The organism is Flagellimonas flava, from assembly GCF_050617915.1.
Classification (GTDB): domain Bacteria; phylum Bacteroidota; class Bacteroidia; order Flavobacteriales; family Flavobacteriaceae; genus Flagellimonas; species Flagellimonas flava_A.
Genome location: NZ_JBODQE010000006.1, coordinates 246,114 through 259,744, shown reverse-complemented (window position 1 = coordinate 259,744; position 13,631 = coordinate 246,114). Strand labels below are relative to the sequence as shown.

Below are 13,631 nucleotides of genomic sequence, written 5' to 3'. Positions count from 1 at the left end.
GGCTAGTTGGCTTTGGAGGAACCTCGATTTGTTATCAATAATCCAGTGATAATCAAAAGCCCCCCAATAAGGTGGTAGAAGTACAAGTTTTCATTGAAGAAAAAGGTTAATACGGCAGCAGAAAGAGGAACAACGTTCATATAAATACCGGCTTTATCCGCTCCAACAATATGTACTCCTTTTTGCCAAAGGAAGTAGGCAAAGGCAGTCCCCAAACATCCAATACCCAGCACCGCCATCCAGAATTTGGTACTGTGGTCCAGTATATTTTCCATTCCTGTTAAAGGAAGCAGAAATGCAAATCCAATTAGACAACACACGCCCGTGAGCATGGTAAAATTGATGCTGGAAAAATGGCCGGCAAACTTTTTTACCCATACATGGTGAAGGGCAAAGAAAACATTGGCAATAAAAATCAAAATATCTCCCTTATTGAACTGGATGTTCGCCAAGTCGGTAATATTCCCCTTGATGATGATATAAATGGCTCCTACAAATGCAATGGAAATACCCAACAACTGGATTTTCTCAATCTTGGTTTTAAGGATTTGACGGGATAACAGCAAAGTTATGGCCGGGTTCAGACTTATGATCAATGCCGCATTGATGGCCGTACTGTATTTAAGACCCAAAAAGAAGAAAAAATTAAAGCCAAACAGCCCAATTAAACCGGGAAGTGCAACACCTTTAAGATTGTTTTTTATGGAAAGTAAACTAGGAAGACTCCGAATCCCAACGATGGCCAAGGTTCCCGCTCCAAACAGAAAGCGCCAAAATCCCGCTTCAATGAAGCCTACTTCAGTAAGTACAACCCTCGCCAAATGGAAATTGAGACCCAATATGGAGGTCGCTATAATTAAATAAAGAATAGCTCTCATGAATTAGTAGCTAAGTCTCCACGAATATGCAAAGGAAAGTTCCAAAAAAGACCTTTTATGCCCCATTTTTTTTAGATGAAGTCATAAAATATTTCTATTTCAGGTTAGACTATTCAAAAAAGTCAAGCTCTGCAATGGCGGCAGCGGTATGATCTCCCGCTATGGTTTTTGATTCAATTCGGATGAATTTAGCCGTTATCGGGGATTGGAAATTATGACGCCTTGTTACGGGGTCATTGATGAGGTTACCAAACTCAAAATCTTCTACTTTTTTCCAATCGGTACCATTGCTGCTAATACTGATGGAACCTACTTCGATCATCCCATCAGCATGTGCTGTTTGAGGAGTATAGGCAAAACCGCTTAGCGTTTTTTCGCTGCCCAGGTCAATTTCCAAATGATGTTTTTGGCGAGACCCGGAATTGGATTGCCAATAAGTGTCAGGGTCTTCATCAATCGCCAAATTGGCACCATGATCTTCGGCTTCACTGTCTGCTTGGACAATTTTCCATTGATTTTTTAGAAGTCCAAAGTTTTTGGCAGCCACGCTTCCCATTTCCTCGTTATCGAAGGCCACGGCCTTGACTTCAGCTGAAGCAACTGGAACGGGCTCTGAATATAACTTGGAGTTTTTGGTTGGGACGCTTCCATCCGTAGTATATCGGATTTCGGTCTTCGAATTAAGATTTTCCACTGCATTTTCACCATGGGGTTTCCAACCAAAATCGTGTTGCTTGGGCGCTATCATTAATAGCCCTTCCTTAGATCTTGAAATTTCAAGTTGCGGAGGTTTGGTGTTGTAATAATGGGCTGATATGTTGGACACGGCTGGATTGGCCCGTGATTCCAATATTTGGATTCTAAATTGGTCCGATGTGACTTCCGGGAATCTCAAAATTCTTTTATAGCCCACGTTGGTAGCTTGTGCCAAGGTTACCCATTCCCCATCAACTCGGGCTTGGACCAGGTGTTTTTCAATTCGTTCTCCATAAATTTGTATGGCTTCTTGCAATACTAGTCTGTTTACTGTTATAGGCGTTTTGGTATTAATGATTATTTCGTTGGAGGTAGGGGTCAACAACTCATAACTTGCTGTGTTTCCATCCAAGACGTTTTTGGGTCCTTTGGCACTTTGGAACAAATTACTCTGATAGGTTTCTGTAATACGTTGCCCCACTTCTTCCAGAACCCTAACATCTTCTGGGGAGAATTTTCCATCACGGTTCGGTGGGATGTTCAACAAGAAAGTTGAATTTCCGCCTACCGATCTTTCGTAAATGTCAAAAACATCGTCAGCACTTCTAACTTTTTGGGAGTCCTCATCCCTATAGAACCAACCCTCGCGAATTGAAGTGTTGGTCTCCGCTTGTTGGTAGTGCAAATACTTGGCATCGTACAATTTTTCCCTGCTTCCTATGTCCTCTTCCATGATATCTGCAAAACGATTCATCTCATGAGGATTGGTCTCGTATGGAACTACGTTCCATTCCGTGTCCCGGGTAGCTCCGGCCTCGTTCCCGCACCATCTTATATCCTGTTTGCCGAAGATTACGGCTTTGGGAGCCAATTCGGAAATGAGCTCTTTCCATGCCAGGTAATTGTATTTTTGCCCGCCTTTCCGTTTGGGATGGGCTCCATCAAACCATACCTCATGAATAGGACCGTATTCGGTCAAGAGTTCAAAAAGCTGGTTAAGAAAATACTCGTTGTAATCATCCACATTAAAGGTGAAAGTTTTCTTGTTTTTAAAAGGTCTACCTTCAATGGGTCTTGGGATAACACGATCGGAGTATTCACTTAAATTCCCATAAAGACCTTCGGCGTTTTCTATTTGATACAAGTCGGCAGGGGAGAGGTAAACCCCCAATTTTAGGCCGTGTTTTTGACAGGATTTAGAGAGTTCTTTCAAAATATCGCCCTTGCCATCTTGGTAGGGAGTGGACATAATACCATGTTTGGTATACCTGCTTTGCCATAGCACAAAACCATCATGGTGCTTAACGGTGATGATGACCATCTTCATCCCTGCTGCTTTCATAGCTTTGCACCATTGGTCCGTATCCAAATTTTGAAGATTGAAAATCTTGGGGTCTTCAAATCCGTTTCCCCATTCTTTTCTGGTGAAGGTATTGGGACCAAAATGGATAAAGGCAATAAACTCATTTTTCAAGGCCTGCAGCTGATTCTCAGTGGGAACCACATGGGCGGCCTTTAGAATTATGGAATCTTTGGAGTCATCACTATCAATGGCAATTGTAGAACTCGTGGCTAAAAGAGACGCTTCTTCTTGTTTACAAGAAAACAAGGCGATGGCCACAAAGGCAAAAAGAAAGATTTTTTTCATAGTATGGGTATGCTAATCCAATTAATGATCTGATAAATAATTTTGAAGCTCATGGGTTTTGGTACAACCGAGTTGCTCCATGACTTGCTTTAACTGTGTTTTGAGGAGGGAAATGGTATGATCACCACCTGCTTTTCCTAAGGCAGCTGCCCCATACATAAAGGAACGCCCCATAAAGGTAAACTGTGCCCCGCTGGCTAAGCAACGGGCTACATCTGGCCCGGAACGGAGTCCACTGTCCATCATTACCGTAATCTGATTCCCAAATTTCTGAGCAATACGGGTCATGGGTTTAATGGTTGATTCTCCTGCATCCAACTGCCTCCCTCCATGGTTTGAGACAATAATCCCATCCAATCCCATTTGAAGCGCCAGTTCGGCATCGTGTTCACAGGCCACGCCCTTTAGTACCAATTTGCCTTTCCACAAATCACGAATGGGTTTAATTTTCTCCATATCCATTCGCTTGCTGAACATTTGATCCATGAATTGACCTAGTTGCTTAAGGTTTAAATTGCCTGGCATATAGGGCTTAAGGGTTTCAAAGTTTGGTTGTCCATGACGTAAGGTCTCGAAAGCCCATTGCGGTTTACCCAAAATTTGCAGTATGTTTCGAATAGACATTCTGGGTGGCATGGAAAGTCCGTTTTTTATCTCCTTGGGCCTGAATCCAAAGGTTGGGGTATCGCAAAGCAATACCATTACAGGGCATTCTGCTGCCTGCGCTCGTTTGATTATATCGTCCCGAACTGCTAAATCGGCAGGATGGTAGAGTTGGTACCAAGCTTTTCCCTCTGTTATCTCGCTAATGCGTTCAATGCTGCTGGTACTTACGGTACTGAGAACAAAAGGAATATTATGATCTACTGCCGCTTTGGCCAAAATTTCTGCAGAGTTGGGCCACATCAGGCCTTGTAGCCCTACTGGGGCAATGCCAAATGGAGCTGAATACCTATGGCCAAAAAGTTCCGTTTCCAGTTCTGCGCTGGTGTAGGAGTCCAGATAATGGGGAATCAATTCCACATCCCTGATTTCCCTAGTATTTTTTCTAATGTTTACCTCTTCGTTGCAACCTCCGTCCAAATATTCAAAAGCAAATCGAGGAATACGTTTGCGTGCTTTTTCCCTCAATAAATCAACGGAAGGATATTTAGGGTTGAATGCTATTTGTTTTTGGTTTCGCATAGGGTAAGGTAAACTTTTTGAAGGAACCTTAAATATTACTCAAATGCCCTGGCCTGTTGTTTTGAACTTCCCAGACCTTCTATGCCCAATTCCACAACATCTCCTGGTTTAAGGTATCTTGGGGGCTTGAGCCCCAGTCCTACCCCGGCGGGTGTTCCTGTGGATATGATATCTCCAGGAAGCAAGGTCATAAATGAACTGATGTAACTAACCAAGGTGGGCATATCAAAAACAAAATCGGAAGTGTTGCTGTTCTGAAGTTCCTCTCCGTTTAGTTTGAGCCACAGGTCAAGATTATGAGGGTCTTTAATTTCGTCCTGGGTCGCAATGAATGGCCCTACCGGGGCAAAAGAATCACAGCTCTTGCCTTTGACCCATTGTCCTCCGCGTTCCAGTTGAAACTCACGCTCACTATAATCATTGTGGAGGGTGTAACCAGCAACATGATCCATAGCCGATTCCTCACTCACGTATGAGGCCTTTTTGCCAATAACAACCGCCAGTTCAACCTCCCAATCTGTTTTTTGACTGTTTTTGGGGATGATTACATCATCATTGGGACCAACAATGGACGAAGTTGCCTTAAAAAACAACAAGGGTTCCTCTGGGATATCCATACCGCTCTCAGCTGCATGTTTGGCATAATTAAGACCAACACAAATAATCTTGGAAGGACGAACCAATGGAGCTCCCAACCGGACATCTTGTCCCAAAATTGGACAGTTTTCCTGATTCAGGGAAAGCCATTCCTTTAGTTCTTCCAATCCGTCTCCTCCAAAAAATTCCTCGTCATAGTCACGACCAAATCCGCTTATATCCAAACGGGAACCGTCTTCGAGTTGAACCCCTGGTTTCTCATGCCCTACGGCTCCAAATCGTATTAGTTTCATATATTTTGTTTAAGGTAGGCTTATGCCTTTTCAGGATAATTTATAGTGGTTCATTTTTCCAAACTTGCATACTTAAGAAATACAATCATTTAATCAAGCTAGAAAACCGTCAGATTCAAATAGTGTTGTTATGATCCAATACTTCGGCTTGCCAAACAATTCCATTTGGAAATTCATGATCTCTCAAGGAATCTTCTTTCATTTCAATGCTATATCCGGGTAACTGGGGAGGCATATAGCAGCCATCCTTGATTTCCACTGGATCTATAAAATGTTCGTGGAGGTGATCTACATATTCAATGATTCGGTCTTCCAATGAACCGCTGATGGCGATAAAATCAATCATAGACAGATGTTGAACATATTCGCAAAGGCCAACACCTCCTGCATGGGGACAAACAGGCACACCGAATTTGGCAGCCATGAGCAGCACCCCTAAAATTTCATTGACACCTCCAATTCTACAGCTATCTATTTGGCAGAAACCAATGGCATTGGCCTGCATTAATTGTTTAAAGATAACCCGGTTTTGGCAGTGTTCCCCAGTGGCCACTTTTATGGGTGCTATAGCTTGGGCAATTTTTGCATGACCAAGCACATCATCGGGGCTGGTGGGTTCCTCAATCCACCATGGGTTGTATTGGGCTAGTTGCTCCATATTGGCAATGGCTTCATCCACATCCCATTTCTGGTTGGCATCCATCATTAGCTTCAGTTCTTCTCCAATTTCCTCCCGGATAATTGCTGCACGACGCAAATCATCCGCCAAATCCGACCCTACTTTCATTTTCATATGTTTGAAGCCTGCATCCTTGGCCTGTCTGCACAGCGTCCTCATTTTCTCATCAGAATATCCCAACCAACCGGCTGAGGTGGTATAAGCTGGATATCCATATTGCGTAAGGTAATCTATCCGTTCCTGTTTGGTGGCAGCATTTTTTTTAAGCAATTCCAATGCTTCTTCCGGGGTAATGGCATCGGTGATATAGGTGAAATCGACACAGGAAACCAATTCTTCCGGTGTCATATCGGCCAAGAGTTTCCATAATGGTTTTTGTTCAACTTTGGCATAAAGGTCCCAAACTGCATTTACCAAAGCTCCTGTGGCCAAATGTATGACTCCTTTTTCCGGGCCTAACCACCGAAGCTGACTGTCTCCCGTGATCATACGCCAAAACTGGGCCATATTACTGGTAAAACTTTCCAACGACTTGCCAATAACAAGATGGGAGAGGGACTGTATGGCCGCCACGCAAAGTTCATTCCCCCTCCCAATGGTAAAAGTCAAACCATGTCCTTGAAGTCCTTCCGCATGATCAGTTTCCAAAATCACGTAAGCAGCTGAATAGTCCGGATCTGGGTTCATGGCGTCAGAACCATCCAGATTCCTACTGGTGGGAAAGCGTACATCTTTGACTAAAATGTTGGTTATTTTGGTTGTTGGCATAGCAAATATTATAGATCAAAGATACCTTCGGCAATACGCCCGACTTTTCATTTTATCGCCTTTTATGGTACTTTTTTTGCCAAATTGGGAAGTCTAGGCCTGAATGTGCTTTTTTCTGTATTGGGAAGGGGACATTCCAGTTATCCTCTTGAACTGCCTGTTGAAGTTGGAGATGTTGTTGTAGCCTGACTCAAAGCAAATGCGGGTAATGTTGTACATGTCCTCGGAAATCAGTTTACAGGCGTAGCCGACCCTTAGTTCGTTGAGATATTCCTTGAAAGTCTTTCTATTCACTTTCTTAAAAAATCTACTAAAAGCGGATGGGTTCATACTGGCTACCTCTGCCACCTCATTTAGCGTAATGGACTTGTTGAAATTCTTAAAGATAAACTCATAGGTCTTATCCATGCCCTGTCCTTTAAGTCCTTTCAATGTATTTAAGTATCCCTTGCTAGCCAGAAGAATCTTGTTTTCATGCTTGGCAAGACCGTTGAGAATGTTAATAAAGCTAATCATCCTTTCAAAGGGATCTTTATCCACTAGAAGACCTATTTCATTTCTAATGGAAATGTCCAGATCAACAAATTTAATGCCTTGTTGAGCAGTATCAACAAGGTTGTTTATTGCTTTAAGCTCCGGTGCATTTAAGAACTCATTACCCAAAAAATCCCTGCGGAAATGTACGGAGTACCCCTCTGCTATTAAATCCGAGCTTTCGTCAAAATAGGGTTCGTCATTTAACCACATATGTGGCAGATTGGCACCTATAAGCACAACTTCATCTTCCCGAAATCTTTCTATGCTATCCCCAATAAATCGTGTGCCTTCGCTTTTAAGGATATAAACCAGTTCCAACTCGGGATGGAAATGCCACAATCGTAGGAAATAAGGGTAATAATTGTGTTTTGCAGAGAAGGAATTGTCCCTTAAACTGCTCCTATCCAAGAATTGAAGTTTCATAAAATTGTTTAAAAAGTATGACTAAATAACGAGTTTTTTAGACAGAAACATCAACAATTGCAAAAAAAGTACAATATTCAGTAGAATTTTTACAGTTACCACATTGGATTTTTAACTTAATTGTAATGGTTTTCATTGTAGTTTGATTCCGATAGCAATGAATAAACTTATAGGAGTCAGGCAGTACATAATAAATAGTTAATAGTTTGATTTAGTTGAGTTTTAAAAGGTCGAGTTAATCGACCTTTTTTAATGATTAAGATTGAGGGGTCTGGAGATGTTAATTATAGAGAACCGTTTGGATTTGGATGCGACTTTTGTCCCAGAAGACACTAAGGCTAAAAGTTAAAATGTACTTTGAGTGTTGCAAAGCTCACGTGAGCTTTTTATATTCGCCCTAGTCAAAGCTTTATGAAAAACAACATTACCATTAAGGATGTGGCTCGGGAACTGGGGATTCATCATGTGACGGTATCGCGTGCATTGCGTGATACGGGCTCGGTAAAGAAGGAAACTAGGGAGTTGATCAAGGAGAAGGCCAGTGAACTTGGATACAAACCAAACCGCTTGGCCCAAGATTTTAGAAATAAACGGAGCAATGTACTGGCAGTGGTGGTTCCTGATATACGACCCTACTTTTTTGCAAAGTTTGTTTCGGACTTTATGGAGACAGCCCAAGAAGCAGGGTACACGGTGATGATATTCCAATCCAGCGAAAAACCTGGAGTTGAAAAGGAGATAATTGATTCCTTAATAGGATATAGGGTTTCCGGGGTAGTAGCTTCCGTAACCAAGGATACGATTCATGAAGGCAATTATGATGCCCTAAAGGACGAAAACATACCGTACGTCTTCTTTGATCGTGCCCCCGAAGCATCTAGTGCCCCGCAAGTGTTGGTCAATAATTACCAAGGGTCTTATGATGCCGTAAAGGCCATGGTCGATTCAGGAAAAAGCAGGATTGCCTACATATCAACTCATTATAAACATCAGATTTTTGGAGAGCGGTTGGCAGGATATAAACAGGCAGTAAAAGACTTCGGTTTATCCGATAATCCCAATTTGGTGGCTGAAGGAGGTTTTTTCATGAAAGACGGTTTTGAGCTGGCGAAACAGTTGATGACATTGAAGGAAAAGCCAGATGGAATTTTGGCTGTAAGGGATGAAATTGGAATTGGCGTCATCAAATATTTGAAAAAAGCAGGAATGCGCGTACCGAAAGATGTTGCTGTTATTGGATTTGACAACGATCCCATGGGAATCGCGTGCGAACCAGAGTTGACCACCGTGCAACAATGCATACCCTCCATGGTTTCCAGTTCTTTTGATTTGCTGCTGGGCCATATGGATAACAAGGTTATGGGTTATGAGAAAAAAATAATTGAACCCAAAATAATTTTTAGAGGGTCGGCGTAATTTTTTTGAATAGATGCGCACACGTGAGCATAAGATGTAAAATTGCAATTGACAATGACAAAGGAAATTTCGCGATCAAAAGATTTTTTTAACTTGATTAGGATGTTTGGATGTACACATACGATAAGGGCGATTGGAAAATTGGGAGGACTATGTTTTTTCGGTGTTCTGCTTTTGTCTTGTAACACATCCGACTCTTCCTGCGAACCCTTGCCAAAGCATGTAGATTTCAATTTTCACATTCGTCCCATACTAGTTCAGAATTGCTACTTATGCCATGGTCCAGATCCAAGCAGTAGAAAAGCGGATTTAAGATTGGATACCTATGAAGGCGCCACAGCCGCATTGAAGGAGGGAGGTTTTGCCATTGTTCCGGGAAAACCTGCTAAAAGCGAACTTATGTTTCGCATCAACCATGAACATGAAGACAAAATCATGCCACCCCCAGAGACCAATAGCATATTGACCCAACGTGAAAAGGATCTTCTGGAAAAATGGATACGGCAGGGAGCGGAATGGAAACCACACTGGTCGTTTATCCAACCTAAAGTAGCGGAGGAATATGGTGATGCGAAAATTGATCAGTTTATTGATAAGGCCATAGAACAGAAAGGGCTGCAAAAAGCTCCAATAGCTAACGAGTATACCTTGATTAGAAGGGTAGCCTATCTTTTGACCGGGTTACCTCCGGCTCCAGAAGATGTTGAAGCATTTGCTTTGGATTCATCAGAACAGGCCTATGAAAAAATGGTGGATCGTTATTTGAACGCTCCGGCTTATGGTGAGCGATGGGCAAGGCATTGGATGGATTTGGTAAGATATGCCGAGACCAAGGGCCATGAGTTTGACTATCCCATTACAGGGGCTTGGAAGTACCGTGACTATCTGATTAGGGCATTCAACAACGATCTGCCTTATGATCAGTTCTTAAAAGAGCATTTGGCGGGTGATATTTTGGAAGAGAAACGATATGATTCTGAAAGTGGACTTTTGGAATCACAAATTGCTACCGCTTTCTACGCCATGGGGGAGGGAACCCATAGCCCAGTGGACATCAAACAAGACGAGGCCAATCGGATTGACAATATGATTGATGTGACTACCAAAACCTTTCAGGGGTTAACGGTATCCTGTGCAAAATGCCACGATCATAAGTTTGACCCGATAACTGCGGCGGATTACTATGCCCTCTATGGGGTTATGGAAAGTACTCGATTTACCCCTTTGGATGCTGATCAAACCCTTGCCAAGGAAATTACGGCAAAAGAAATAATGGGTATTGAGGCCTATGTACAAAAAACGGTGGCTGATAAAATAACTGAAAAGTACTCTGAAACAGCCTTTGACAACGAAAAGATGCCTTTCGAAACTCCCGATTATGTCACTATAGGGGATTTTCGGGGCCCCAATTTGGATGGTTGGAATACCACAGGTTTGGCCTTCGGAAGTAGAACAACGCTAGGTAATCCCAACATCCATCCAGCAACTGGAAAGCTAATGGCCCTGGATGAAGGAAGGGCGTCCAGTAGGATCTTTGGTTCGGGCAAAATGGGAACCCTAAGATCTCCCGATTTCATTTTGGATACGGATTTTATCGGGGTTAGAGCTAGGGGTGCGCAGAGTACTATTCGGATCATAGTCGATAATTTTCAATTGATACAATGGCCTATTTATGGAGGACTTACCCATGCAGTCGACAATTCAAAATGGGAAAACTATACGTTTAATGTAGAGCCGTGGAAGGGACATAAAGCTTATATAGAAATTCTCCCAGGCAAGTACCAGCAACACAATTATAAGCTCCCCCCAGAGGCCTTTGTAGAGGCTCAATATGCCATTTCATTTAATGGTGATTGGCCTTCAAAAGTCACATCAAATCAGAACGAATCTTCTACCGCATTCTCGGAAAAGCAAGTGAAGAGGTACAATAGCATGCTAAAAAAGGGTCAATTGAACCTGCATTTCCCAAAGTTGACTACCGCTTTGGACAGTACCAAGAACTTGTCAAAAACTATCGAGAACACCGCGTTTATTTATGGAGTTTCAGATGGATCTGCCACCGATAGTCCCGTATTTATTCGCGGAAGGTATCAAGAACCCTCAGAGGAAAATGTTCCGCGCAGATTTTTGTCCGCGCTCCCGCACGGCAATGAACCATTCCAATCAAAAGGAAGTGGGAGACTGGAACTGGCAGAAGCCATGTTGCAGGCTGATAACCCACTTACGGCCAGGGTGATGGTAAATCGTATATGGCATCATCTGTTTGGAAAGGGTATTGTGGAGACGGTTGACAACTTTGGACTTCAGGGAAAACTACCAACCCATCCCGAACTGTTGGATCATCTTGCCATTACCTTTCAAAAAGAGGATTGGTCCATTAAAAAAATGATTCGGTACATTGTTACTTCCGAGGCTTTTAAAAGAAGTGCAATTACGGAGGAGGAAATGTCCGACAAAGACCCCAATAATCTCTATTTGGCCTCCTTTCCAATCAGGAGGCTGGAGTCAGAGGCCATTCGCGATGGTATTTTGGCGGTATCCCAAAGTTTGGATTCCACCCTTTTTGGACCTCCAATCCCAACCTACCTCACGGAATTTATGGGAGGTAGGGGTAGACCAGAGGAGTCGGGGCCGCTGGATGGCGCTGGCAGAAGAAGTATCTACCAAGAGGTAAGACGGAACTTTTTGGAACCTATGATGACCACCTTTGATAGGCCCATTCCGTTCACAACCTTTGGAAAGCGGGATGTGACCAATGTTCCTGCGCAGTCCCTTATTCTGATGAATGATCCCTTTGTGATTCAGCAATCGGAAATTTTGGCCCAAAACGTACTGGCTCAAACAGACTTGTCCTTTGATCAGAAAGTGGCATGGATTTATATGCGCACCTTCTCTAGAAAACCAACTGAAAAGGAAGTGGACAATGCATCCCAATTCATGGATAAAATAGCAGCAATGAAAAATTCGGAATTGGATAAAACCGATTTGGATTTAGAAGTTTGGAAGGAGTATTGTCATAGCATTTTTAACCTAAAAGAATTTATATACCTGATCTGATGAGCAAGTACCACAATTTTATGCAAAAGCCACTTTCACGCCGTGAAATGTTGTCCATATGCAAGGGCGGATTTGGCTCTTTGGCTTTTATGAGCCTGTTCGGGGTTTCCACCATTTCCTGCAATCGGTCCAAGTATGGTGCCCTAGGTTCAGGTTCCGATATCCTGCTGGGGCCGCATTATCTGCCCAAAGCCAAGAATGTTATTTTTCTATATATGGACGGTGGGGTTTCCCAGGTAGATTCCTTTGATCCCAAACCCCGACTTGCCAAAGAAAATGGTCAAGATCCCCGAAAAAAATTCAAAGTGGATGCCACGCAGTTTGACAATGTAGGTAAGATTCTAAAGAGTCCATGGGAGTTTAAACAATATGGGGAGTGTGGAATGCCGGTCAGTGAGCTGTTTCCGCATATAGCCACCTGTGTGGACGATATTGCCTTGATCAGATCCATGACCTCGCAATTTCCGGAGCATACCAATGCCAATTATTTCCTGCATACAGGAAGTGGGCTGCAAGGGAGGCCTAGCATGGGCTCTTGGATGACCTATGGTTTGGGGAGTGAAAACAAGAATATTCCAGGCTACGTGGTTTTGGACGGAGGATTGATTCCCCCAGGAGGACTTGACAACTTTAAGAATGGATTCTTACCTGCTTCATACCAAGCCTCTATTCTTAGGGCTGGGCCGCAACCTGTGGCCAATATCATACCCAAAGAACAAATTCCCAATCTTCAAGAACAAAAATTGGATTTCATCAAAGAGCTGGATGAAAATCAACTTAATGCCATAGGGGAAGCCGATGCCATAGAATCGGCTATTTCTAACTATGAATTGGCCTATAAGATGCAGTCCTCGATTCCAGAATTAACCGAATTCAAAGAGGAAACGGAAGCAACCAAAAAGCTTTACGGATTTGATTCGGACGATCCCCATACCCGCGGATATGCGGCTCAATGTTTATTGGCTAGAAGATTGGTGGAAAGAGGCGTACGCTTTATAGAACTTACCTGTCCCAAGGTCAGTGCGGATCGTTGGGATCAGCATGGGGATTTAAAAGACGGGCATGAGAAAAATGCACATGCGGTAGATCAGCCTATTGCGGGATTGCTAAAAGACTTGAAATCCAGGGGTATGCTTGAGGAAACCTTGGTGGTTTGGACAGGTGAATTTGGTAGAACCCCATTTGCCCAAGGCTTGAATGGACGGGATCACAATCCATCGGCATTTAGCATGTGGATGGCGGGGGCCGGTATAAAAGGTGGTACCATTTTCGGGAAAACAGATGAATACGGTTACCGCGTAATTGAAAACGAAGTTACCATACATGACATGCACGCCACCATAATGCATTTGATGGGAATAGACCATGAGCGCCTCACCTTCCGTTTTGGTGGCCGTGATATGCGGTTGACCGACGTGCATGGACATGTAATCAAAGATATTTTAGCCTAAACA

General features: G+C 43.1%; 9 protein-coding genes. 3 read left to right on the top strand and 6 right to left on the bottom strand.

What is annotated here, in order from left to right:
• Window positions 1-2: 2 nt before the first annotated feature.
• The 6 genes from ACRHOZ_RS16480 to ACRHOZ_RS16455 all read right to left on the bottom strand — a co-directional run bounded on the left by ACRHOZ_RS16480 (window position 3) and on the right by ACRHOZ_RS16455 (window position 7,704).
• Entirely contained in the window at window positions 3-878 is an 876-nt protein-coding gene (locus ACRHOZ_RS16480; protein ID WP_431127804.1) for a DMT family transporter, read from the bottom strand.
• A 109-nt stretch (window positions 879-987) separates the two neighbouring features.
• The gene (locus ACRHOZ_RS16475) at window positions 988-3,222 is read right to left on the bottom strand and encodes an alpha-L-fucosidase (RefSeq protein ID WP_431127801.1); all 2,235 of its coding nucleotides are present in this window, start codon (window positions 3,220-3,222) and stop codon (window positions 988-990) included.
• 21 nt (window positions 3,223-3,243) lie between these two features.
• On the bottom strand, window positions 3,244-4,407 hold the full coding sequence (locus tag ACRHOZ_RS16470) for an alpha-hydroxy acid oxidase (protein WP_431127798.1): 1,164 nt from the start codon (window positions 4,405-4,407) through the stop codon (window positions 3,244-3,246).
• A 35-nt stretch (window positions 4,408-4,442) separates the two neighbouring features.
• Entirely contained in the window at window positions 4,443-5,297 is an 855-nt protein-coding gene (locus tag ACRHOZ_RS16465) for a fumarylacetoacetate hydrolase family protein (RefSeq protein ID WP_431127796.1), read from the bottom strand.
• A gap of 115 nt (window positions 5,298-5,412) precedes the next feature.
• Window positions 5,413-6,744, bottom strand: coding sequence for an L-fuconate dehydratase (locus ACRHOZ_RS16460; RefSeq protein ID WP_431127793.1), 1,332 nt, complete (start codon window positions 6,742-6,744; stop codon window positions 5,413-5,415).
• A gap of 93 nt (window positions 6,745-6,837) precedes the next feature.
• On the bottom strand, window positions 6,838-7,704 hold the full coding sequence (locus ACRHOZ_RS16455) for an AraC family transcriptional regulator (RefSeq protein ID WP_431127790.1): 867 nt from the start codon (window positions 7,702-7,704) through the stop codon (window positions 6,838-6,840).
• 411 nt (window positions 7,705-8,115) lie between these two features.
• Here ACRHOZ_RS16455 and ACRHOZ_RS16450 point away from each other — a divergent pair, with 411 nt between their 5' ends.
• From ACRHOZ_RS16450 to ACRHOZ_RS16440, 3 genes are all read left to right on the top strand, one after another.
• Entirely contained in the window at window positions 8,116-9,120 is a 1,005-nt protein-coding gene (locus ACRHOZ_RS16450) for a LacI family DNA-binding transcriptional regulator (protein ID WP_431127787.1), read from the top strand.
• 102 nt (window positions 9,121-9,222) lie between these two features.
• Window positions 9,223-12,177, top strand: coding sequence for a PSD1 and planctomycete cytochrome C domain-containing protein (locus tag ACRHOZ_RS16445; protein ID WP_431127784.1), 2,955 nt, complete (start codon window positions 9,223-9,225; stop codon window positions 12,175-12,177).
• Complete coding sequence (locus ACRHOZ_RS16440) at window positions 12,177-13,628, top strand: DUF1501 domain-containing protein (protein WP_431127781.1); 1,452 nt, start codon at window positions 12,177-12,179, stop codon at window positions 13,626-13,628. Before ACRHOZ_RS16445 ends, ACRHOZ_RS16440 begins: the two co-directional genes overlap by 1 nt.
• Window positions 13,629-13,631 lie beyond the last annotated feature (3 nt).

Bases quoted from the DNA above. Each gene is read 5' to 3' on its own strand.
- ACRHOZ_RS16465 (WP_431127796.1), bottom strand. From the start codon at position 5,297: ATGAAACTAATACGATTTGGAGCCGTAGGGCATGAGAAACCAGGGGTT.
- ACRHOZ_RS16450 (WP_431127787.1), top strand. From the start codon at position 8,116: ATGAAAAACAACATTACCATTAAGGATGTGGCTCGGGAACTGGGGATT.
- ACRHOZ_RS16475 (WP_431127801.1), bottom strand. From the start codon at position 3,222: ATGAAAAAAATCTTTCTTTTTGCCTTTGTGGCCATCGCCTTGTTTTCT.
- ACRHOZ_RS16480 (WP_431127804.1), bottom strand. From the start codon at position 878: ATGAGAGCTATTCTTTATTTAATTATAGCGACCTCCATATTGGGTCTC.
- ACRHOZ_RS16440 (WP_431127781.1), top strand. From the start codon at position 12,177: ATGAGCAAGTACCACAATTTTATGCAAAAGCCACTTTCACGCCGTGAA.
- ACRHOZ_RS16470 (WP_431127798.1), bottom strand. From the start codon at position 4,407: ATGCGAAACCAAAAACAAATAGCATTCAACCCTAAATATCCTTCCGTT.
- ACRHOZ_RS16455 (WP_431127790.1), bottom strand. From the start codon at position 7,704: ATGAAACTTCAATTCTTGGATAGGAGCAGTTTAAGGGACAATTCCTTC.
- ACRHOZ_RS16445 (WP_431127784.1), top strand. From the start codon at position 9,223: ATGTTTGGATGTACACATACGATAAGGGCGATTGGAAAATTGGGAGGA.
- ACRHOZ_RS16460 (WP_431127793.1), bottom strand. From the start codon at position 6,744: ATGCCAACAACCAAAATAACCAACATTTTAGTCAAAGATGTACGCTTT.